This is a genomic window from Rhodopirellula sp. UBA1907 (assembly GCF_002337565.1).
Taxonomy (GTDB): domain Bacteria; phylum Planctomycetota; class Planctomycetia; order Pirellulales; family Pirellulaceae; genus Rhodopirellula; species Rhodopirellula europaea.
In genome coordinates, this window is the sequence record NZ_DDGH01000027.1 from 1 (window position 1) to 22595 (window position 22595).

The 22595-nt window shown below is 56.1% G+C and carries 18 protein-coding genes, 2 tRNA genes and 1 rRNA gene (1 of these 21 running past the window's edge); 9 read left to right on the forward strand and 12 right to left on the reverse strand.

Translation table 11 applies throughout. The annotated features are described in order from the left end of the window. Positions 1 to 243 precede the first annotated feature (243 nt). Genes B2R17_RS05730 through B2R17_RS05760 form a run of 7 tightly spaced genes read right to left on the reverse strand, consistent with a single transcriptional unit; the run spans position 244 to position 5606 of the window. A complete protein-coding gene (locus B2R17_RS05730) occupies positions 244 to 783 on the reverse strand; it encodes a hypothetical protein (RefSeq protein WP_286763217.1) in 540 nt (179 codons plus the stop codon). After that, a complete protein-coding gene (locus B2R17_RS05735) occupies positions 780 to 1205 on the reverse strand; it encodes a type IV pilus modification PilV family protein (RefSeq protein WP_286763218.1) in 426 nt (141 codons plus the stop codon). Before B2R17_RS05735 ends, B2R17_RS05730 begins: the two co-directional genes overlap by 4 nt. Then, positions 1205 to 2278: a type II secretion system F family protein gene (locus B2R17_RS05740; protein WP_286763219.1), complete on the reverse strand. Its 1074-nt coding sequence runs from the start codon at positions 2276 to 2278 to the stop codon at positions 1205 to 1207. Before B2R17_RS05740 ends, B2R17_RS05735 begins: the two co-directional genes overlap by 1 nt. Beyond that, on the reverse strand, positions 2275 to 3363 hold the full coding sequence (locus B2R17_RS05745) for a type II secretion system F family protein (RefSeq protein WP_286763220.1): 1089 nt from the start codon (positions 3361 to 3363) through the stop codon (positions 2275 to 2277). Before B2R17_RS05745 ends, B2R17_RS05740 begins: the two co-directional genes overlap by 4 nt. Then, positions 3360 to 4568 carry a hypothetical protein gene (locus B2R17_RS05750; RefSeq protein ID WP_008671693.1) on the reverse strand — a complete coding sequence of 403 codons (1209 nt, stop codon included), beginning with the start codon at positions 4566 to 4568 and terminating at the stop codon, positions 3360 to 3362. The genes B2R17_RS05745 and B2R17_RS05750 overlap by 4 nt, the downstream gene beginning before the upstream one ends. Then, complete coding sequence (locus B2R17_RS05755; RefSeq protein ID WP_286763221.1) at positions 4565 to 5041, reverse strand: hypothetical protein; 477 nt, start codon at positions 5039 to 5041, stop codon at positions 4565 to 4567. The genes B2R17_RS05750 and B2R17_RS05755 overlap by 4 nt, the downstream gene beginning before the upstream one ends. Further along, positions 5034 to 5606: an RNA polymerase sigma factor gene (locus tag B2R17_RS05760; RefSeq protein WP_236616136.1), complete on the reverse strand. Its 573-nt coding sequence runs from the start codon at positions 5604 to 5606 to the stop codon at positions 5034 to 5036. The genes B2R17_RS05755 and B2R17_RS05760 overlap by 8 nt, the downstream gene beginning before the upstream one ends. A gap of 237 nt (positions 5607 to 5843) precedes the next feature. Between B2R17_RS05760 and B2R17_RS05765 the strand changes: the two genes are divergently transcribed. The 3 genes from B2R17_RS05765 to B2R17_RS05775 are packed head-to-tail and all read left to right on the forward strand — an operon-like array spanning position 5844 to position 9054. After that, a complete protein-coding gene (locus tag B2R17_RS05765; protein WP_008671697.1) occupies positions 5844 to 6239 on the forward strand; it encodes a GntR family transcriptional regulator in 396 nt (131 codons plus the stop codon). Further along, positions 6236 to 7228, forward strand: coding sequence for an ABC transporter ATP-binding protein (locus B2R17_RS05770; RefSeq protein WP_286763222.1), 993 nt, complete (start codon positions 6236 to 6238; stop codon positions 7226 to 7228). Before B2R17_RS05765 ends, B2R17_RS05770 begins: the two co-directional genes overlap by 4 nt. Continuing rightward, positions 7225 to 9054 carry a hypothetical protein gene (locus B2R17_RS05775; RefSeq protein ID WP_286763223.1) on the forward strand — a complete coding sequence of 610 codons (1830 nt, stop codon included), beginning with the start codon at positions 7225 to 7227 and terminating at the stop codon, positions 9052 to 9054. Before B2R17_RS05770 ends, B2R17_RS05775 begins: the two co-directional genes overlap by 4 nt. 33 nt (positions 9055 to 9087) lie before the next feature. Here the strand turns inward: B2R17_RS05775 and B2R17_RS05780 are convergent, their stop codons facing one another. From B2R17_RS05780 to B2R17_RS05795, 4 genes are all read right to left on the reverse strand, one after another. Then, positions 9088 to 11496 (reverse strand): serine hydrolase, encoded by a 2409-nt coding sequence (locus B2R17_RS05780; RefSeq protein ID WP_286763224.1) that lies wholly within the window; start codon positions 11494 to 11496, stop codon positions 9088 to 9090. Positions 11497 to 11554: 58 nt separating this feature from the next. Continuing rightward, positions 11555 to 12604, reverse strand: coding sequence for a dipeptide epimerase (locus tag B2R17_RS05785; RefSeq protein ID WP_286763225.1), 1050 nt, complete (start codon positions 12602 to 12604; stop codon positions 11555 to 11557). Continuing rightward, positions 12601 to 13680: a DUF1611 domain-containing protein gene (locus B2R17_RS05790; protein ID WP_286763226.1), complete on the reverse strand. Its 1080-nt coding sequence runs from the start codon at positions 13678 to 13680 to the stop codon at positions 12601 to 12603. The genes B2R17_RS05785 and B2R17_RS05790 overlap by 4 nt, the downstream gene beginning before the upstream one ends. A 152-nt stretch (positions 13681 to 13832) precedes the next feature. Beyond that, complete coding sequence (locus tag B2R17_RS05795; protein WP_286763227.1) at positions 13833 to 14210, reverse strand: hypothetical protein; 378 nt, start codon at positions 14208 to 14210, stop codon at positions 13833 to 13835. Positions 14211 to 14440: 230 nt separating this feature from the next. Here B2R17_RS05795 and B2R17_RS05800 point away from each other — a divergent pair, with 230 nt between their 5' ends. The 3 genes from B2R17_RS05800 to B2R17_RS05810 are packed head-to-tail and all read left to right on the forward strand — an operon-like array spanning position 14441 to position 18125. Further along, positions 14441 to 15784 carry an MBL fold metallo-hydrolase gene (locus B2R17_RS05800; protein WP_286763228.1) on the forward strand — a complete coding sequence of 448 codons (1344 nt, stop codon included), beginning with the start codon at positions 14441 to 14443 and terminating at the stop codon, positions 15782 to 15784. Then, positions 15781 to 17214, forward strand: a complete 1434-nt coding sequence (locus B2R17_RS05805) for an NAD(P)/FAD-dependent oxidoreductase (protein ID WP_286763229.1) — start codon at positions 15781 to 15783, stop codon at positions 17212 to 17214. Before B2R17_RS05800 ends, B2R17_RS05805 begins: the two co-directional genes overlap by 4 nt. A 23-nt stretch (positions 17215 to 17237) precedes the next feature. Next, the gene (locus B2R17_RS05810) at positions 17238 to 18125 is read left to right on the forward strand and encodes an RAD55 family ATPase (RefSeq protein ID WP_286763230.1); all 888 of its coding nucleotides are present in this window, start codon (positions 17238 to 17240) and stop codon (positions 18123 to 18125) included. Positions 18126 to 18243: 118 nt separating this feature from the next. On the opposite strand, the gene B2R17_RS05815 is transcribed toward B2R17_RS05810, so the two are convergent. Further along, positions 18244 to 20184 (reverse strand): TlpA disulfide reductase family protein, encoded by a 1941-nt coding sequence (locus tag B2R17_RS05815; RefSeq protein ID WP_286763231.1) that lies wholly within the window; start codon positions 20182 to 20184, stop codon positions 18244 to 18246. 278 nt (positions 20185 to 20462) lie between these two features. Between B2R17_RS05815 and B2R17_RS05820 the strand changes: the two genes are divergently transcribed. The 3 genes from B2R17_RS05820 to B2R17_RS05830 form a co-directional block, all read left to right on the forward strand. Further along, a tRNA-Ile gene (locus B2R17_RS05820) sits at positions 20463 to 20536 on the forward strand. A gap of 77 nt (positions 20537 to 20613) precedes the next feature. Further along, positions 20614 to 20686: transfer RNA gene (locus B2R17_RS05825), tRNA-Ala, on the forward strand. Between the two features lie 818 nt (positions 20687 to 21504). Continuing rightward, positions 21505 to 22595, forward strand: a 23S ribosomal RNA gene (locus tag B2R17_RS05830) (its annotated part continues 407 nt past the right edge of the window); the annotation flags it as partial.

Here is a 22595-nt window from a genome sequence, read left to right on the forward strand (position 1 = left end):
CCGGGGAGGGTAGTGCGCACCGTTTCCCATGCTCGGCCCTCACCCTCGCTTACGCCTGAACGGCGTCGCTCGACCTCCCCCAAAACTTCGTTTCGGGAGAGGTTCTCGAATGCTGAAACCAGCTAAAACGCGGCCTCGACAAACTGCCCGACCACCTTCCAAAGGGAGCGTGAAGAGTGGAGGTAATGTTGGAGGGAGAGAGCGGCATGTCGCTGGGATGAGGCTGTTCAGGCATTGTGCGTTTCATGGCTTCACTCCAAATCGTGCGTATCGATTCAGTTCCATTCGCAAATGAAGATCGTTGCGATCGGTTGTGTCTGAGTTTGCCGCATTCGGATCGTCCGATGGTGGCAACCGACTTGGGATCGGCGTGCCACTGGAACGTTTGACTTGCAGTGTGATGGCCGTTGGCAGTTCGGTTTCGATCCAGTGCACGCGAGAACCGGGTTGCAGTTCAAAGACATCCGTTCTCGTGGTGCTTGCGTCGATTTGTTCGGTCCTCTGAATTACTGGGCCCTCGACTTGATACACGACTTGCAACGAGGGCAGCGTCAACGTTTGGCCGTCAAGCGAAGCGGCGTTGGCGGCGCGGGCGTCGTCCCGGAGGATCCGTGTCAAGCGTGTCAGGTTGGTTTGGTGAGCCTGCCGGGAGTGCATTTGTTTCGAGAGTTTCATGGATTGGTGAATCCAGCCGATGGAAACAGTGATCAGGGATGAAAGCACCGAGAGCACGATCATCAGTTCAACCAAGGAATGAGCGTGTCGTTGAAGAGAGCGGTTCATTGCGACGTCTCCTCTTTGGCGGTTGTGTCCAGAACCCAGCCAACCAGTTCGAGAGGTGTGCCCGGATGGCGGCGTTTCCAATCCAATCGCAGAGCGACCCGTGGGCCGAGTTCATCGTCGATGAAGTCGCCGGACCACTCGGGTTGAGTCAACGCATTTTGGAGTTCCACCGATGCCTCGAGTTCCTCCAGAGCGGTTGCGATTTCATCCGCCGGAAGAGACGTGATCCGTTCGAGTTCGCTGGACACTGCCCAGGTCGCGATGCGTTGTTGGTTGGTGTCTTTCCAAACCCCGTGAATACGAAACGTCAACGAGGTAACGACTGACATCAGCGCGATCATGATGGAGGCGGCGACCACCAATTCGATCATCGTGAAGGCGTTTCGCGATGGCGAGGTTCGGCTTGTGGAGCGATGGTTCATCACGCGAGGGCTCCGATCAGACTGGTGAGGACAAGGAAGATCGCGATGCAGACCCAAGCCACGACAGCGGCCAGCAGAAACAGACTGGCCAACGCGATCGCTTGCGTCAGGAGGTGACGGCGAATCGAACGTCGGTCAAAGCGAGATTCTGCTAGCCATTGCAGCAGCCAGGATTGGACATCGCTCGACGCGGCCACCGATAACGCTCGGGATTCTTTGGTGGTCAGGATTTTTTCGCTGGCCAGCGTTGCCCAGGGATCTTCGCCTCGTTCAATTCGTTCGCATGACGCGGCGAGTCGACGTCGTGTTTGGGGAACGTGATGACACTTCGAAAGGGTTTCCAGTCCCGAGGCAATCGGCCGGCCGGAACCGACCACGATTGCTAGCAGTGACAGCAGGTTGACCGAAGGCGGAACGAAGCGTTCGTGCCATCGAAACGGATTGAATCGTTGGGGACGTTTCTCTCCAAAGAACAGCAAGCGTCCCAGGAACAGCATCGCGAAAATTGCGACGCCAAAAAAGAAGAACTCGCCTCCACGATGGCTGACCGAGATCAGCAAACGAGTGATCGCAGGGAGTTCCAATCCAAACTCCTCGAACATCTTTTCAAAAGTCGGCATGATGAAGATCATCATGAATGTCAGGATGAACCAAGCGACAATGAATCCGAGCAGCACGCGAGTGAACTCGGATCGCGGATTCTGCCAACTGGAATCGGTGGATTCAGATTCCAATCCTTGATCGGAGATCAATGCTTCGTAGGTTTCACTCAGGGTTCCTGTTTCGCTTGCCAAACGAATGGCCATCAAGCCGGAGGGAGCCAAGATGCCCGGTGTTTGTTCCAGAGCATCCGCAACGGGCGTGCCCGCTTTCAGGAGCATCGCCAAATGGTTCATTCGCATTCCGACGGGGCCACCGAATTCGGCTGCGAGAAGATGCACCCACTTCGCGGGATTCGTGCGTTCTTGATGAGCGACCAGCAACGTTCGCACGAGGGCTCGCTGCGGGATCGATGAAAGAGCCAACAAGCCATCGGGTGTGTTGTCGTGCGTTGGTGTGGATGAAGTGTTCATGACAACCCACTGATGAGTTGGACGAGTGGCATGAAAAGAGCTGTCATCACCCAGCCGATGGTCATTCCCAGCATGCAGACGATCATCGGCGATACCCAAATCAAAATGTCGCGGCGTCGATGTCGTTCGCGATCGCGATAGATGGCGGCGACATCTCGCATGCAGTTGGATTGCTGTTGGACCGGTTCGGTTTGCACGGCGTGGATCATCAGATGGCACGGCTTGCCATGGATGTGTGTTGGTCCTGTCAAAGGTGTTCGACCGTCGTCGATTGCTTCAACACATCCTTCGCTGAGGTTTGACATCCATCCCGGAGCACTGCTTTCACCAGCGATCTGGTAGGCCTCCCGTCGGGTCAGGCCCACGTCCAACATCATCGCAACATGTTCAGCCCACGATGCCCAAACCAGTCGGGCGGGTGTGAATAGGCGATGGCTCAATCGAACCCACGGCGGGTGTTGGCCGATCCGGCGAGACCGATAGCGAATGAGTTGCACGACCACAAAAACTGCGATGATGGTGAGCAGCAACGCCAAGCCATAGTCGCGAGTGAAGTGAGAAATCGCGAAAACCACTTTGGTAGGCAACGGCAACTCTAAGCCGAACTCGTCCATCATCTCTTCAAAGGCTGGTACTAGCAGCACGCAGATGATCATCAAGATCGCGATGCTGGCGAAGGCGAGAACCAGTGGGTAAACGAGAATGACCCACAAGCGATTTCGGGTTGGTCGGCCGGACAATGTGCTTTCCCATCGCCGAACCGCGTCTTCGAGTCTGGTCTTCTCGTCGGCAACCTCAGCGGAGCGGTTGTCTGGAGGATTCGTCAGCATCGGTTGGCAGATCGCAAGTGCTTCGGGGTGATGCAGCACGTCGTCGGCGGTCACCGGTTGGTCGAACCAGCGGCTCATCAATTCCATTTGCTGAGCCACATGGCCAACAGATTGCTGAGCAGCTTGATGCAGTTGCAACGCGATCATGGATCGTCGCGACAGCAGTTGTTCGATTTGTTTTCGAACGTGTTGCAGCCCAGGTGTTCCGGGGGCAACCAGTTCAGGAGTCACTTCTTCATCCGGAGTGTCATTCATGATGTCACTCCTGGCTGGACGAAAGCTTCCGCCACCTGGGTGTTGGCCCGTTGTGGTCGACGGACTTGGAAGTCCATCAAACGGTCGCCTTGCTCGCGTTGTGATCCGGGAAGCTCAGTTCCGGGAAGCTCAATTGCTAACTCGTTCGTATGCCGTGGTGAGACTGCGCCAACGAAGGAACCGGCCTCATTTGGATCGTTTGTTTCTCGCGCGATGGGTTGAGGTGCAGCGGGCGGCGTTGGAGCTAGCGTTTTCGGCAGGTTGCCAGCGGGAAGGTCCCGAGTGGGCATGGAAAGGTCGTGAATCAGCGACACTAGCGGATTGAACAAAGCAAAGCTGTATGCCATCACTCCAGTGCCGCCGATCAAAGCCGTCAGCACGATTGGAAGCACGACTTTCAACACGCTCATGCGATTGGAAGCACTCGTTTTGAAGTGAGTCCCCAGTCGCAGCAAGGTGGTTTCGGAGGAAGCGTTGAGCACGCGGCCGCGAAGCGTGGTCTGGACTTGGTTGCGAGTGTCAGGCCTGCTATCGAGAAGATCGCAACTTAGATTCACGGCTTCTTCAGCTGGCACATTGGTCTTGGCCATCGCGGCGATCAACCGCATCGCGACGGCGGATGCGTTGTCGCGGATAAACGCCGATCCTCCGAGTCGAGCGGCCCATCGTGAGACACCACCGGTGATCCAGATCAACAGGCATGTACCCAGTAGGACGAAGGGAGCAACGGCCAGCACGCTTGGCAGAAAATCCACGATCGGATCTGAGTGCGGAGCTTGCGGAGTGGAAGGGACTAATTGCATGTCGGCGCGCAGAGCGTTGACGCTGGGGCCGATGAAGTACGTGAAGAATGTCAAACCCAAGTAGCCGATCACTGCCAGGGTCATCAGATAAATGCATGACCCCCACAGCAAACGAGAGAGTTTCTTTTCGGATCGCGTGTCGTGGGTCAAACCGTCCAAAACGATCTGCATGTTTCCGGTGCGGTCGAACACCTCTCGAGCGGCTCGGTAACGGGGCGGCCATTCTGCCGCGGGTTGCCGTTTCAGTAGCTCGACTTTTTCCAGTGTCAGCAATCCGTCAACACTGCCGCCGGATCCCAAATGGATGGGGACGCGAGCCATTACCGCGGCGGCCAGACCGTCATGGAAGACGTTTGATGGCGGATCAGAAGTCGCCGGCGGCGTCGAGTTTGGGTCGCTCATCGTTGGCTTCCCGAATCTTGAGTCGGCTCGGTGCTTGCGCGGTGTTGTTTGGCTGGACGATGTTGATCCATCACTTCCATCAATGCCCAGTCCAGTGATTGGTTGGTCCGTGATGATCGCATCACCGCCTCTTGTTCCACTTCGTCGCTGCTCATCCGCGGAAGGGGGGCGATCGATTGCATTGATTGGCCCACCCAAACAAACGACAACATGGCGGCCATTCCCAAACCGAGCATTCCGAGTGCTCCGCCGGTTTGTTGTCGTGTTTGATTTTGTTGGCGAACGGATTCAAGAACTCGTGGACGAAGTTCTGACGATGGACGGACGTAGCGACCCGCAGTGCGAATCAAGTCCTCAACGGAATCGCCGTTTTGAAGTTGCCAGTTGTCCAATTCGTAGCCGTGATTGCTTCGGTTGTGTTCGCCGCCTGGATCCGACGAGCGGTCGTTCGGGAATGAGTTGCGATCAGCCATGAGTGGGCACCTCCGATTCGACGTCGCCACGCAAGAGCTGGGTCATCTTTTGCATCCCGTAGCGATAGCGACTGGCCGACGTGCCAGGGGTGATCTCCAGGACGTCAGCGATTTCGAGGAACGTCATTTGTTCCCAGATTTTTAGCACGATCACTTCGCTCTGTTCGGTGGGCAATTTTCGTAGGGCTCGCCAAACCTCTCGGACGGTTTCTTCTTGCTCCAGTTCATCGACTCGCCGGACGGTGAGCAGGTCGGTCAGGTTGTCGACCAAACTCCAGCGAGATTTGCGCCGGGTGATTAGGAGCGATTCGTTGCGGACCATTCGAAGCAAGTAATTCCACGGTTGGTCGGCATCGCGGACCAGCCGCGGCCGCTCAGTGACTTTCACCAACACGGTTTGCACCGCGTCTTCCGCATCGTGCTGATTTCGCGTGATCGTCGTGGCAAACCGCACCATCCGAGTCGACGTCAGGTCGATCAGGCCGGCGACCGCGTCTCCGCCGTGAACCACCATGTGGTCAAGGCACTGAAAAACGCGTTTCGAAAAGGGGATGGAATGGCTCATCAAACAACAGGATGCGCCCCGGCGAGTCATTTGTCTAAACAATTTGAAAAAATGTTGACTGCTTCGCCCTCGCCCTCGCCCTCGCCCTCGTGCTCGTGCTCGTGGTTTCGATTACGAGCACGAGCACGAGCACCGGTCTCCGACCTGAGCACGACGGACCGTCAGGCGGAAATTCAAAAAAACAGTTGACTCGTGGCCGTGACAGTTGTATCAATGGGTTAACACAAGGGGTCAGTTGTGCAGATTCATTTATCCGACGACGGCGTGCCGCTCTATCAGCAAGTGGTCCAGCAGATTCGACATCGAATTCTGTCGGGCCAGCTTTCCGGCGGAGACGAGATGCCCGCCATCCGAACGTTGGCGGAGCGATTGCGAGTCAATCCGAACACCATCGCGCGAGCGTATCGCGAACTCGAACAAGCGGGCTTGGTCGAGAAACGTCGCACCCGAGGCACGTTTGTTTCGTCATCGCCGACGTCGATGTCCGCGAAAGGGAAGCGGGAAGCGATTGAGCCCGCGATCGATCAATTGCTCGTGCTCTCGCAGGGGCTGGGCGTGGATGCGAAAGAGTTGTCGCAATGGATTCTCCGTCGCGATGAAGAGTTGCAACGCAAACGGGGAGAATCGTCATGAACAATGTTCAAGCGTCAGTGCCAGATGCCGTGGTGGTTGAAAACCTCAGTCAACGATTTGGCCGGACGGAAGCACTGAACGATGTTTCGCTGAAGATCCCGCAGGGAACCGTGTTCGGATTGCTGGGGCTCAACGGCGCCGGCAAGACAACGCTGCTGCGTCACTTGTTGGGTTTGCATCAACCGCGAGTCGGAAGTGTCCGTGTGCTGGGATGCAACCCGATCACCGATCGCGAAAAAGTGATGCGACGGATTGGGTATTTGTCCGAAGAAGACAGCTTGCCGACTTGGATGCGAGTCCGTGACTTGACGGGATTTTGCGAAGCGATCTATCCGAGGTGGGATCGAGCGTACGCGTCGGAGTTGTGTGAATGGTTCGAGTTGTCACCGGACGCCAAGCTGCGATCTTTGTCGAAGGGCGGCCGAGCAAGAGCGGGTTTGATTGCCGCGATCGCTCACAAGCCGGACTTGTTGGTTTTGGATGAACCTGGCAGCGGGCTGGATGCGATCGCTCGCGATGACATTTTGCAAGCGATCATTCGAACGGTCAGCTTGGAAGGCCGGACCGTGATCTTCAGCAGCCACTTGCTCGACGAAGTCAGCCGAGTGTGTGACCAAGTCGCGATCATGCATCAGGGCAAACTGATTGAATCCATGCCGATGATGGCGGTCGACGAACGCTACGAAGAGTGGATCTTGCGATCGCGCGACGAGACGATCACGACGCAGCACGCTCGAAGAGATTGTCCGGTGGAAGCAGGTTTGGGCTGGCATCAGGAATACGGTGAATGGTCGCTTTTGGTGCCTCGGCAATCCGAGTTGTCGCCGACCGCGTTGCCGCCCGATTGGCAATGGATCGAAAGCCGTCACGTGACGCTGAAGCGATTGTTCGAAGCTCATGTGCGAGCCCCGCGGCAATCCGTGACGGCAGAGGCTCGCGATGACCAAACATCCGGTCGTGAAGGTGCAGCGATGGAGACTTCGTCATGAGCACATCACCGATTCAGCGATCGACGCGGACTGATTTGCCCACGAATGACAAGTTCGAAAGCGACCGCCGGACCGATTGGCAGAAGGACAGTCTCGCTGCGGCGAGATTGCTTTGGGCTCGCTGGGGCGGCGTGTGGACCAAGCTTTGGTTGCTGTCCTTGGTTGGTGTCGTCATGGCCGCGTGGATCCATCGTTTGTTTTCGGCGGACGATTCATTGGCGTCCAACGCGATTGTGGCGGTGATGGCGGTGACGCACAGCCCATTGCTGTTGTGGTCCATCTTCGCGGTTGATTGGTCGGGTCCAGACGTCGAGCGGAAAGCCTCGGGGTTCGATGCATTTCTGCTGCGCAGTCCAATCCCATCGAGTCGGTTGTTGTTGGTCGCTGCTGTGGCTCGGCATGCGGCGATTGCGATCTCGTTGTTGATGATTGCGATCGCGGTTGAGTTTTCACTCGCGGACAAAAACCAGCATGATTTTTGGGTCTATCCGGCGCTGTGGATCTCACTCGGCACCGGATCCATGGCCGTGTTGGCGTTTTGTTGGCGGCCATTCTCTTGGAACGGGTATCGGGGACTTACCTTGCTGGTGCTGATGCCGACCGGATACATGGCAATGTGTTGGCCGTTTGTGGCGTTGGATGCGGGGCATCCGAAATGGTTGTTGCTGGGGTATTTGCCATGGCCGTTGCTCTTGCTTTGGGGAGGAACTCTTTGGATCACGTATCGATCATTGGAACTGGCTCGAGCCAACTCATATGGACTGGATGATGCCGGTTCGATCACGGCGAGAGTCCGTGAGTTCTTCTCTTCGATCGGCGAACAGATTCTCGGTATGGGTGCGTCGGTGAGGAGAAGTGGGCAAACGTCGGCGCTGGCGTGGTTTGATAGTCGTCAGTCACGGGCGATGCGATGGTCCATGATCGCATGCATTGGTGTGCCAACGCTTGTGTTGTTGGCTTGTTTGCCACTGAATTTTGCTTCCGTGGTGGTCGCCAGTTTGATTGTGCTGACGTACACCGCGTTGTCGACAGCGGGCGGTTGGGGAGAGCACAGCGGCATGCGACGAGGGTCGCAGGGCAGGGCGTTGCCGTTGTTGTTGGCGGTCAGCCCGGTTTCGCGAGAAGTCTTGGCAGCAGTCAAAGTGTGGCGAACAACACGGTTGGTGTTGTTGGCGTCGGTGGTTACGTTTGGCGTGCTGGGTGCCTTTGCAATTCCGTCCAATCAGCCGGTGTGGAACCAATGGTCCGAGTCAATGGCGTCGGGTACCGGAGTGAGTTCCATTGCCATGGGCGTTCGGGTCTCACTCGCGATTGCTTTGTTCTCAACCACGATTCTGGTGGGACGCGGTGTCGCCATGCTGTGGATGGCATTGATGGCCGATCGCAGGGTCACCGCCGCGGTCACGTTCTTGTCCAGCGGGCTTTTGATCTGGGGATCTTATCGCTTGGGATCTTGGTTCGTCAGCCACCATGAGTGGGAGGTCATGCTGCAGGAATTTCGGCTTGGCGTTCTGCAGATTCCAGACTGGATCCCTCGGTTGCTGTGGGTGAAACTGGCCATGGTCGTGATGGCTTTCATGCAAGCCCTTCGGCAACCGGGAACGCCCAAAGCCTGGATCGGAAAATCAGTCGCGGTGTGGTGCTTCTCCGTTGTGTTGCTCTCCGCTGTTTTGCTGGGCCTGCTGCCCGAGCAAATTGTCCTGGGCAACTCATGGGGAACCTGGACGCCAGCGTTTTTGCCGGTCGCGATGGTGATCGCGTTGGTGATACCGCTGGCGAGAGTTTTGATTCTGCCATGGTCCGTCGGACGCGACCTTCATCGATGAGTTGTGGTCCACTACCTCGATGGAGTAGGGGATTCAGTTGGCAATTTCTTCGAAGGAAAGATTGCCGATTCGGTACTGTTGCCAGCCATCAAAATCGAAGTGCCACCATTCGTACTCGTACACCTGGAAACCAGCGGACTGCATCACTCGTCGCAGCAGACCGCGGTAGTAACGTTGTCGCTGGGTTCCGCCGGGATACAACGGGTACGACCGTTTGCTGAACTCGTCGTAGCCGGAAACCATCGGAATGACTTGTTGCGTCGATCGATCGAACAGAGTCAGGTCCAACGCGCAACCTCGATTGTGGCGAGAACCTTGGGCTGGGTTGGCGACAAAGTTTTTCATTTTGCTGGGAGTCGCATCCCAAAACATCTTGGTGACTCGCCATGGTCGGTAGGCATCGTGGATGAGCAAACCCAAGTTTTGCTTTGCCAATTGCTGGTGCACTTTCACGGCTGCCTCAGCGGCAGGGCGTTGAGCGAACGCACGCGGCTGCTGGTAGAAAACCGTGTCCATGAAGTTGTTCGTCGTCGCGTACCGAATGTCCAGTTCGATGCTGGGATCGAGCGTGGTCAATTCGGTCAATTCCGACGGGCGGAAGTTGCCTTCTTCGTGAGGTGGTTTGGCGGAATCGGCGAGTTCACGCAATTTGTCGACGGGTAGTTCCCGCTTGATTTTGAACGTCTCGCCAGCTTTGGTTCCCACCTCGCGTTTTTGAAAAGCAACCTGGGCCGCGATGACTTCCGTGACTTCGCCGGAGTCATCTCGCCGGAAGAACAATTCTTCGCCGTGGTAGAGCCCGTGATCGGGAAACGCGAAACGATCTTCGGCGACTTCATCGAGCGGGTAGTAATAGAACCACTCAATCAAAGCGTGGAGCTGGCCATGACGTTCCAGGATGTAGAGCGTGTTGTGGTCCCAACCGTATTCACCGATGAGGTCGCGCCATTCGTCTTGGATTTCTGGTGGAGGAGCATCCGAAAGACGAGTGTAGGTCTTGTCGTCGATCACCAGGAATGATTGGTCTTGTCGAATCGATGTGCCAAACCCAAAGCGGTCGTCCAGCACCAATTCGCCCGTGTCCGAGCGACTGCGAATTTCTCGTTGGAACGTTCCTTTCCACAGCAGCAACCGATCGCCGATCCAGTCCACGGTCACCGTTCGAGAAGCCTCGCCGGGCATGGAGGAGTAGACGCCAGCCAAGCTGCGGGCTCGCGAGCGGGGCACTGGTTCGGTTGAAACGGGCGGAGTGAGGTCTTGGTCGTTTTGGACGGCGAGCATGCCCTCAAGTGCTTGATTGCAAATGCGAGTGATCCAGTTGTTCGTTCCATCGAGTGAGCTGGCGGCGATGACGGCAATGTTCGCGTCAGGCAGGATTTCGAGCTGAGTTGAAAATCCATACACGGCTCCTCCGTGGCCGACGCGGCGATGGCCGTGGAAGTCGCTGACGCGAAAACCGATTCCGTAGGGCAGTGGTTTTCCGTCAGGCGTCACCCCAGGTTGGATCATCTCATTGAGGGAAGCGTCCTCCAGGATTTTCTCGGGATGCTGCTCCATCACGAACAAGCTGAACTGGGCCAGGTCTTCGACACTGGAATACAGGTTTCCGGCAGGGCCGGTGCCAAGCAGGAATTCGGGGGCAGCAAACGCGGGGCGGTCATAGCCCCACATCCACCCATCGGCCGTGTGTTCCGCTAAAGCTTCGTTCTTTTCGAAGCTGGTGTGCGTCATCCCCAGCGGTTCGAGCACGTGTTGTTGGACATAGTTTGGATGCGACGATCCCGCGGCTCGCTCAACAGCCAATCCGATGACCGACACACCCGCATTGGAGTACTTGGTCCGAGTGCCTGGCTCATAAACTGGTGGGGTGTCCGCGAGGCTGGCGACGGTTGCTTTCAGACCTGGTTCGGTGGGATCGAAGTAGTTGCCTACGGGCGACTCGCGAACGATTCCGGCGCGGTGTTGAGTCAGTTGTCGCAGCGTGATTTTTTTGCTGTGTTCGTCATCGGCGATCTTGAATTCAGGCAACACCTTTTGAACTGGTTGGTCCAAGTCAAGTTCGCCTTGTTCGACCAATTGCATCAGGGCGACGTCGGTCAACAACTTGGAGATCGAGCCGACTCGGTAAACCGTTTTGCCGGAAGCTGGGATGGTCTTTTCCGCATCCTGAAATCCAAAGCCCTCGGACGAGATGACTTTCCCGTCGGCCACCAAAGCGATCGAGAAGCTTGGGATTTGCTTCTGTTCCATCTCGGAACGGATCGTTTGTGCTAACTGCTCAATGAGTTGACTGTAGTCGTGCCCGGCACGGTTTGCCGCAGAGGGCTCGTCGGCATGCAGGGCCGTCAAGGCAATGAACGCCAACACGATTCCAGCTAGCCAACTTGGGAAAGCGAGGGATCGTTTGTGAACGAAGTGGCGGGAGAGCAGTTTGTGATTCATGGCCGTATGGAATGGCTTGGTGAAACGAATCGCAGGAAGCAGAGAGTTGCCGAGTGATTCACTGGATCAGGAATTGGGGCAGGGCGGTCGGAACCAATTCTGCGCCGGTGCCGAGGCTGGCTGGCATGTGTAGGCGACCGCATTGAACTTCGACGCCGCGGGTAGGGCTGTCCGCGATCAAATTTGCTCCGTCCAAGTCGGCGAAATCAAGCAGCGGTGCGAGCTGGGCAGCACCGCTGATGCCGACGGCGGATTCCACCATGCAGCCCACCATGGTGAGTTTTTCGCGGCGTTTGGCTTCGGTCAGCATCTTGCGAGCTGGGGTCAGTCCGCCGCACTTGCAAAGCTTGACGTTGATCCCGTGAAAGAACTGAAAGCACGTTTCCAGGTCGGCTTCGGTTTGGCAGTCTTCGTCCGCGATGATCGGAAGCGATGATTCTTCGAACACGCGTTGCTTGTCAGCCGGATCGGCGGAGCGGGGCAGGGGTTGTTCGATGAATTGAACGCCCAGGTGCCGCAGTTCTTTGGAGTAGTCGATTGTTTGTTGAGCTGACCAGGCACAGTTCGCATCGACCCGGAAGGTGGCTTCGGTGCACTGGCGAAGCTGGTGGATGATTTCCAGATCGTGATCGGTGCCCAACTTGATTTTGTAGAGGTCCCAACCGGAGTCCGCATCCAGCTTTCGCCGCATCTCTTGGACGGAATCAATTCCAATTGTGAAGCTCGATTGCAAATCGGGGTTCCAAGTCAGCCCCCAGTGATGCCAAAGCGTCGCTCCCGAATTTCTCGCGTGCCAATCGTGGCTGGCCATGTCCAACGCTGACAACGAGAACATGTCACCGGCGAGTCGTTCTGAGAGGTGATGCCAGTTGTTCTCGGGTGTGTCCTCGAAGCACATCGCCAAGTCGTCTGCACTGAGGCCATCGAGAGCCTCGCTCATCGCTGAAATGGTGTGACCGTAGTAGTCGTTCGCGGTGACTTCGCCGTAGCCCGTGATTCCATCATGTTCCAACGCGACGACCAAACTGTCTTGGTGGATGATGGTTCCTCGTGAAATCGTGAAGGGGTCACGCAGGGGTAAGCGAATGGCGTGGAGGTTCAGCTTCACGCTCCGGTCTCCTGCAGGACGCTGGGAACGCAAGCGGCCTGGAGTTCCAACGAGGCTCGAACCAGTTTGTCGGCACCGTCGCGATAGACGTCGCAGGCAGGCAAACCAAAACGGTGTTCGGCTCGTTCGACCTCGAGTTTGGCTTCGCCGGGTGAAAGCTTTCGAGTGTTGACTGACACTCCGATGAATTTGCTCGGCCCACGCAAATTCGCGAGTTGTTCGATGGCTCGCATCTGTTTCTCAAGCGGTGGGATGGCGCAACCATCGAACCCTTTGACTTCGCTGCGACCGGCTTCGTAACAGAACACCAATCCTTGCGGGGCGCATCCGTGAAGCAGTCCCAGCGTGACGGCAGAGTAAGCCGGGTGAGAGATGCTGCCTTGTCCTTCGACGAGCAAGAAGTCTGCGTCTTCGTTGTCTCGAACCAAGTATTCGACGGCTCCGTTGACGAAGTCGGACACGACGCAGTCCGCTGGAACGCCACGGCCGGAGATCATGATTCCGGTTTGGCCGGTGGCGAGGAAGCGAGATGATTTTCCAGCGGCTTGAAGGCCACGGTCGATTTCGACCGTTGTGACCATTTTGCCAATGCTGCAATCATGCCCGACCGCATGGATGCGAACACAGTTTTCGCGAAAGGGTTTGCCGGTGGCGGTTTCTTTCCAGTGGTTCTTTCGGACGTCGATGATTTGGGAACCTGACTGCTGGGCGAGTTCACACCACTGGCTGTCTTCGGAGAGAAAGTCATGCAGCCCAGAAACAACATCGACGCCCGCTCGGATCGCGGCTTCCAACTGCGGACGCCAAGCCTCAGGAAGTTTGCCACCGGGAGGTGCGATGCCGATGTAGATCGCGTCGCAGTTCAGTTCGGGAGACCACGATGAGACAACGGGTGCGTTGCCAGCGTCAAAAAGCTCGGCTGATGTTTTGCCCGCATGTTCGCGATCGATCACCGCGGCGATATCCGCCGTTCGATATCGCAACAAGCTGATGGCTGTTTTCGCCAAAAATGGTGTGGAAGCGCCGTCGGTGAGGAGAGCGATGCGTCGATGCTGGGTCAGCAGTTGGTTGTTCATCGATCGACTGTCCGGAGGGGATGGCAGAACGCAAATGGAAGTGACTCGCGGGTGCCAGCGAGCGTCCCAATAGGCTAGCGACAGACTTGTTTGAAGTCTTGCGCAGGTGCGTAAATCTGTTTCGAAAACGCGCAGCCCCGAATCGGAGGGGATCACCCATGCCGCATCATTTGTTGCAGGCGATCAAGGGTGAGCACCATCTGGTTCCACTCCGCGACGACTTCCATGGTTGGCATCTCCGCACAGTCGTTGCGATCGTAGCCACGTTCGCTGATGCGGACTCGGCCGTCCAAGACCGCGACCGGAGTTGATCCGTCGTTTCGATCGGACGATGTGCCCGTGGCCTGGTTGGGCGAGGTTTTTTGGGCCGAGGTCTCGTTGGTCGCCGAAGCTGACAGCGAATCGGTGTCTTCGTCGGTCGGCAGGACTTGCTGCATGACTTGGTGGACTGCCCACAGAGCGGCTTTGCGAGCCGAATCGGCGGCGACAACACTGCGGAAAGTACCTGATTGAACGTAAAATTTGGCCATGAGAGGTGTCCTCGGTGGTTGAGTGGGGGAGAGAAGCGGCGACACCCAACACATCGGACTGGTGCGTGACACGTTTGGTCATCGCGGGTTTGGCTCGCTCGCCATTTGGTTGGGGCGTAGGCGTTTCTGCAGGGCGAAATTGCTGCGGACCCTCGGCGCGTTCCCCGCGTGGTAAAGTGCTGCGGGGGCGTGACGGACCGCTCTCGCTGTTTCTTCTAGTCTTGCTTCTGATGTCGCTTATGAAATTGGTTCACCACGGTGCGCGCGAAGGCGTCACTGGTTCTTGTCATCAACTTTGGATCGATGATTCAAAAAGCTTGTTGGTTGACTGTGGCACGTTTCAAGGCGAAGACGCTCGGAAGAAGCCCAACCCTGAGATTGAGTTTTCGTTGCGAGGGATCCAAGCACTGTTGCTGACCCATGTGCACATCGATCACGCGGGTCGGATTCCGTATCTGCTCGCGGCAGGTTTTGATCATCCGATTCTGTGCAGTGCACCGACGGCAAAGCTGTTGCCGCTGGTGATGGAAGACGCGTTGAAGATTGGATTCACACGTTCGAAGCGGTTGATCAAACAGTTTCTTGGTCAGATACGGAAGTTGTTGGTGCCGCTTCCATACCATCGGTGGCATGACTGCCCCGGCGGGGTGAAGGTCCGGTTGTTGCCGGCCGGTCACGTGCTGGGCTCGACCATGTTCGAGATCGAATTGCCGGACGGCCGGCGAGCGGTTTTCAGTGGTGATGTGGGAGCGGGAACCAACCCACTTTTGAATCCGCCGGTCAGCCCCGAGCGAGCGGATTTGTTGGTGCTCGAGAGCACGTACGGGGACCGGTTGCATCCCCCCAAGGCCGATCGTCAAGCGGAATTGGAGGCGGTCGTTCGGCGAACGCTGGATGATTCAGGCGTGACGATTGTGCCTGCTTTTTCACTCGGTCGCACTCAAGCGTTGTTGTATGAACTCAACGCCATCTTCGAACGCATTCAAGAGACTGAGCATCGAACGTTGATGAAACGCGTTGATGTCATCGTCGACTCGCCACTCGCCTCGCGATTCACGGCTCTTTACAAAGAGATGAAATCGCACTGGGGCGAGGAGGCTCAAGTGACGTTGGAAACCGATGATCAACCGCTCGTGTTTGAGAACTTGACAACGGTGGGCAGCCATTCGGAGCACAAGGAAACCGTTCGGTATTTGTCCCAGCACAAGTTGCCGGCGGTGGTGATTGCCGGCAGCGGGATGTGCACGGGAGGTCGGGTGGTCAATTACCTCAAGGAGTTCATCGGCCAGGAGGAAACCGACATCGTGTTCGCTGGTTACCAAGCCGGAGGCACGCCCGGGAATTACATTTCTCGCGGGAGCGACTGGGTGCGATTGGACGGTCGCCGATACGACGTGCGTGCCAAAACCCATCAGCTGACCGGGTATTCGGCTCACGGTGATCAGGAAGATTTAATCGCGTTGGTTGATGGAATGGCCGATGCACCCAAAGAGATTCGTTTGGTGCACGGCGATTACGCCGCCAAGCGGGCGTTGACTCAAAAACTGACAGAAAAAGGTTACCACCTGATATGAGTGGTTCGGAATCATCCGTCGAGCAACCATTCACTGAAACATTGATCGTCGGTGGAGGATTGGCGGGGCTGACATGCGGTCTCGTCTTGGCAGACGCTGGTCGCGAATTTCGAATTTTGGAAGCGACTGATCGCGTGGGAGGACGTGTCCGCAGCGACGTGGTCGATGGCTTCACGCTGGATCATGGTTTTCAAGTTCTGCTGACGGCGTACCCGGCGTGCAAGCAGTTTTTGGATTACGACGCTTTGCGTTTGTGCTGGTTTGAACCCGGGGCTTTGGTTCGCCAAAAAGGTCAATTCCGGCTGCTGGGAGATCCTTGGCGAAGACCGACGGCGGCGATTGCTTCGGCGATGAACCCGGTTGGTTCTTTGGTCGACAAGTTGCGAATCGCGAATTTGCGTCGGAGTAGCAATCGTGGTTCTCTGCAAGATTTGTATGAGCGTTCGGCATCGCCAACGATCGAACGTTTGCGTGCGGACGGCTTCAGCGAACGAATCATCGACCAATTCTTTCGTCCGTTTCTAGGCGGAGTTTTTCTGGACGAATCGCTTTCTGTGTCCAGCCGGATGTTGGAATTCGTCTTTCGGATGTTTGCCGGAGGCGACATTGCGATTCCCGCTGATGGCATGGGAGCAATTCCCAGACAACTGGCGGAGCGGCTGCCTCGAGGGTCGATCCAGTATCAAACCACGGTGCAGTCGGTCGAACCATTGTCCGAATCGGAGCGGTCCGCATTTGCTGGTGAGTTGCCAGGTCAAGCTAGGCACCGGGTGGTGTTGTCTGATGGGACAGCGGTGATGTGTCGGCACTTGGTGGTCGCGACTCCCGCGGGTGCGGCGGCGAGGCTGTTGGGGATGGAGTCGATTGCGACGCCGTGGTTCGGAACGACCAATTTGTATTACGCGGCGGATCAATCACCAGACTCGAATCGTTTGTTGATGCTGCGGGGCGATGAGTCGGGACCGATTCAAAGTGCGGTGGTGTTGAGTGATGTGGCGCCGTCGTACGCGCCGCCGGGCAAGGCGTTGGTATCGGTCAGTGTTGCTAGTGATCAGGAGCCCGCGGACGGTTTAGACGACGAATCGCTTGATTCTCGAGTGAGATCGCAATTGAAGGATTGGTTTGGCGATGAGGCAATGCGTTGGCGGTTGCTACGTGTTTTTCGGGTTCCCTATTCGCTGCCAAAGATGTCGCTAGACACGGTCGTGAAGTCACCCGCGTGGGAGGACTGGCGGCGGGCGGACTTGAAGGACGGCAATGTGTCTCTACCCGAAACGTCATCGGGTGAAGCTCCTTCCGCAGACGACAGCGGGGCAGGGCAGAGCAGGGCAGGGGTGTGGATCGCGGGCGACCACTGTCAAACGCCCAGCATCCAGGGGGCTATGGACAGCGGACGAATCGCTGCCGAGCATCTGCTTTTGAATCAGTGAAACCCCGCGAGAATGGACGCACCATGAGTCAGAGATTGCAAACTGGAATCCCCGCGTTGGATGAGATGTTGGGCGGAGGTTTGTTGCCCGGGACGATGACGGTTGTTCTAGGAGCCACCGGAATTGGCAAAACTCAGCTCGGAATTCAGTACGCCAAACACGGGCAATCGCAAGAAGGCGAAAGCGGCATTGTGTTTGACTTGACCTCCCGTGGTGATTCTCAGAACCATTCGGAGTACGCCAAACGTTTGGGTGAGTGGCAGTTGTCGGAGGCTGCCGTGGACGAACCGGTGGCGCTGGGTGAGGTTTGGGACCGCGAAAAAATGCGTCGTGACAGCATGCACTTGTTTCGCGACTCGGGGCGACGGGTGACTTCGTCGGACATGGATGCGGATGATTGGCGTCGTTGGTCGTCCGAGCGAGCCAAGAAACTGGACCGTGCGATTGCCTTCTTCTATGGCAACTTTGCTCATGGGGTCCGGCGGGTTGTGATCGATGGGGTGGAGCCGGTGGATCGGGCGGCGGAGTCAATTCAGTTCGAGCTGATTGAATACATCCAGAATCAGATTCTCCGCAAGGAGCACGATTGGCTGGCCCGAGATCTCTTTCGTGTCCACTTCCGCGAAAACGCGGAGCGGATCGAGGCTCATGCCTACGACCATCAGCAGCTTGGAGGCTTGCTGCTGGCGACTTCGCATGAGGTGATGCTGGATGATTTGATTGCCCGGCCGATTCAGAGTGGCGATGTGCTGTCCAATGCCAACACGATCATCTTGATGGGGAAAACACGCGACGGGAACAAGATGGGACGCGCCCTTCACATCGCGAAGCATCGCGGCAGTTTTTGCGAGGAATCGATCGTGCCCTATCGAATCACGGAAGATGGCTTGGTGTTCGGCGAGGGCGTTTGAGTTGGCGAATCACGTGGTTCCGGTAAGCTGGGATTTGTGCTCGGCGCACAAAAAATCGGTGAGCAACCCAGGTTGCTCACCGATCGATTTTGACTGCGTATGACTCTGGCTGCGAAGCTTACTTCAGCAGTTTTTCAATTGCGTCGTCCAATTCGGCTGCACCGATGTTGTGATCCACCACGCGTCCTTTGGAGTCGATCAGCATGGTGGTCGGCAGGGTTTGAACGCCAAATTGCTTGGCGAGTGGGCTGCCTTCCAATCCACCGTTCTCGTGCAAGTGCACCCATGGCAGGGCGTTCGTCTTTAGGAATTCAGACGCTTGTTCGAGTTGGTTATCGATGTTGACTCCGACGATTTGCAGGCCGGCACGCTGGTAACGAGCTTGTAGACCACGCAGCAATTTCATGTCGTTCTTGCAGGGTTCGCACCAAGTCGCCCAGTAGTGAAGCACGACCGGACGGCCGCGAAGGGCGCTCAAGCGGAATGCTTTGCCTTGAACAGTGCGGCCTTCCAGGTCAACTTCTTTGCCTTCGGATTCCAGGCGACGGACAGCGCCGGCGGCACGTTCGGCCGCTTCGGTACCTCGGAAGTCTTTGGCGACCTCTTTGTAGAATCGCAGTGCTTCGGTTTCCTTGTCTTCAAACTCCTTGCTAAGTGCCAATTGCAGCTTTGCGGCGGCGGTTTCGGGAGCTTGCGGGTAGCGATCGGCGAATTCGGTGAGTTGTTCGAGCCACCAAACTTGGTTTTCGGCGAAGTCAGCGTCTTCGGTTTGGCGAGCGATGTACTCGGTCCCGATCAGTTGATATTCGGTGTAGGCACGCATGGCTTCTGATGCGGCGCCCTTCGAGCTTTGCATCGAAGCAGCCAAGTCTTTCAAGCGTTTTAGGCCGCCAGGATAGGTTCCGCTTTGGGTCGCAACGCTGACGGTATCGACCAATTGTCGCGTCCAGGTATCGCGTTCGGCGGGAGTTTCAGCGGCGGCAATTAGCTTTTCAACGATGTCGGCGCGGCGTTCATTGAGTTTTGCGAGGGCTTTGGGATCGCCTTCGCCGACCATTTGTGAGTCGACAGCTTCGAGGGCGCCGACCAATTCTTGTGTCTTCGAGTTTCCGGCGGACGAGACACCCGCACCCGCGGTGGCAGAGCCTCCTGGAGTGAAGAAATTGCCGTTGGACTGGGCAATTGGCTCGCCGGTTTCTGCCAGGACAGGCAGATCAACCAGTTTCCAAGCATCGTTGATTCGGATTACGGTTCCGACCAGCATTTGCCCTGATTGGCCTTTGGATTCGTACATCGCGACGGCATTTTCGTACGCCATCACGTCCTTTTTGACGCCGATGTCATCCGCCGGGACGATTCCGGGTGTCGCGGCGGCGAACTGAATCCACTGAGATTTCGGGCCGATCGCTTTTTGAGTCGCAGCGAACTTTTTGAAATTGGATGCCGCCCGGGAAGCCTTCTTGATCAGGCTTTCGAGACGATCGCCGGTCAGGCCTGCGGTTTGAAGCTCTTTCGGCGATGCGAGAAGCGTGACGAAACGGTTTCCATCGGCGTTTCCTAGCGATTCAACCAATTCACGAGTGGTTTCTTCGGCTGAAATCATCTTCCAGCTGTCAATTTGTCCATCTTCGTTTTCGTCGATGCCCCAGCGGGTTCCGCCGGTTCCCATCCATCGGTACTGGTCTGCTTTTCCGTTGAAATTGGCATCGACATCGCGGTAAACCTCGACGCCGTATTGGAAATAGCACCACAGATCGACCTTTTTGTCGCCATTGGTGTCGGCAAATCGGCGAAGCAATGTGCCGTCGGCCCCGGAAACTTCCCATCCCGACCAATCATCGCGTTCGATATCTCGAACTTCGCATTTTTCGACATCGGATGGTTCGACTTGTTCATATTCCACGCCATCTTGCACCGGTTTCAGCCCCAAAGCGGCGGCGGCCGATGGGGGAGCTGCAGACGAAGTTGTCGCCAACATGGTGGAAAGAACGAGCGAACCGCCCCCGAGGACAAAGCCTCGGACCGACCAGGACGCGGGAAAACGGTTGTGTTTACTCATGGCAGCTAAACAAATCCTTTTGATTGACTTGCACATCGAATTGGAACGAACGATCCGGACTAGGCGGACGTCGGAGCGGCATTTTGCCGGAATTCAGGGGTTCGAGGGAACGTTGATTCAAGACTTCCCCGTCATGAAGACGAAAAAAACGCTCACGGAATCAAAGAAATTGGTCAAAAACATCGCCAAAGTGCGTTTGACAACAAACCAAAACTTCCTAAACTTCCGACCCGCCTCACGAAAGCGAGGCAGAAACCATCAGGTCCTGTGGTCCTGACGGGCGTGTAGCTCAGTTGGTTAGAGCGCGTCGCTGATAACGACGAGGTCCCAGATTCGAGTTCTGGCACGCCCACTCGAGTGCCGAGGTGGTAGAGCAATGTTCCCGTTTACAACGGAATGTCACTCTTCCTCCTCGGAACTCAAAATCACGGGGGTATAGCTCAGTTGGGAGAGCGTCTGCTTTGCAAGCAGAATGTCGTCGGTTCGAGTCCGTCTACCTCCACTTGGTTCAATTCACAATCTGGCTCAAGTCAGAACGTGCTGAGAACCGAAAGTTGAAGGACACCCGCTTCACTGCGGGTGACTGGAAACAAGCAGGGATGAGAAGTCCCGGTTTGCTTCTGGAACACTTCACTCAGAAACACTTCACGAAGAATCAAAACTTTCTTCAGAATTGAGACTGATTGAGGTTGACCAGAATCGCCGGCTCGCTATCTTTCCTGTCCCGCCGCTGAGCAAGGCTCTGCGAGGCTCTCCAAGAGAGTCGAACAGCGTTCTGTAACGCGGCAGACAAGTCGAAGTCAGCTCTGAAACTTATTTTAAATTTCACCGCTTCTTCCACTTGACTCGAAGTTAGCTCATCGCTAACTTCCTCGCTCGCTCAAAATCGACCGACTGATCTCTAACTCTTAACGCAAGAGATTGCTCGGCTGTTTTTGGCAGCGTCTCTCGGGTCCTCGCCTAGCGAGCATCCGGGAACTTGATTTTTGAAAATTTGGTTGTTTGGTAGTTGGCATCTGAAAAGAGCACCATGCGACGGATGTAAGTGAGCCTTTTTCCGGGGTTCAGGAGCATTTGTCAGTAGGGTAATAAGTTCTTCGGAAGCGTTGCTGCAAGAGGGTTTCGAAAGAAGCTGATTGTAGTGATTTGATTCTGATTGGATTCTTGAGCGGTTCAGTTGTTTCTCATTGAGAAGCTCTGAGCCACTGTGTGATATCGTTAACTAGATAGCACTGAAGCTTGAAACCAAGATGTTGTACCTGTGTTCGCTTTCGCAAGAAAGTGTGGCTTGGGTTCGCGTTTTGAGTTCGGGATTTCGGTGGCCAATCTATTAAGGGCACATGGGGGATGTCTTGGCGTTAGAAGGAGAAGGGCGTGGAAGTCTGCGAAAAGCCTGGGGAAGTTGACACACAAGCGATGATCCCGGGGTTCCCGACCACAGCACACTGAATACATAGGTGTGTATGTAACAACCTGGTGAACTGAAACATCTAAGTAACCAGAGGAACAGAAAGAAAAATCGATTCCGTCAGTAGCGGCGAGCGAAATCGGAATAGCCCAAACCGAGGAGGTTTCCTTCTCGGGGTTGTAGGACTTCAATATGGGATTGAGACGTGTTAGTGAAACGACTTGGAACGGTCGGCCACAGAGGGTGACAGCCCCGTACGCGAAAATATTGTCTCACCTTAGAAGCACCTGAGTAGGTCCAGTCACGTGAAACCTGGACTGAATCCGCGGGGACCATCCCGTAAGGCTAAATACTCTCTAACGACCGATAGCGAACCAGTAGCGTGAGTGAATGGTGAGAAGAACCCCTGCTAGGGGAGGAATGTGAACCTGAAACCATGTGCCTACAAGCGGTCGGAGCACTATTTTAATGTGTGACGGCGTGCCTTTTGCATAATGATCCGGCGAGTTGTGGTAATCGGCTTGGTTAAGTTCTGACGGAACGAAGCCCAAGGGAAACCAAGTCTGAATAGGGCGTTGGTCGATTGCTGCAGACGCGAAACCTGTGTGATCTACCCATGGGCAGGTTGAAGCGCGGGTTAAACTGCGTGGAGGACCGAACCCACTTAGGTTGAAAACTGAGGGGATGACCTGTGGGGAGGACTGAAAGTGTAATCAAACCAGGAGATAGCTCGTTCTCTCCGAAATATCTTGAGGGATAGCGTCGAGTAAATTAGTGACCGGGGGTAGAGATACTGAATCGGATGGGGGCCCTTCCAAGGGTACCCCACCGAACCAAACTCCGAATACCGGTTCACCTTACCTCGGCAGTCAGTCCCTGGGGGATAAGCTCCAGGGTCGAGAGGGAAACAACCCAGATCGCCTGCTAAGGTCCCGAAGTACTACTTAGTCACTAAGGAAGTTGAAGTGCCGTGACAGCTGGGATGTTGGCTTAGAAGCAGCCA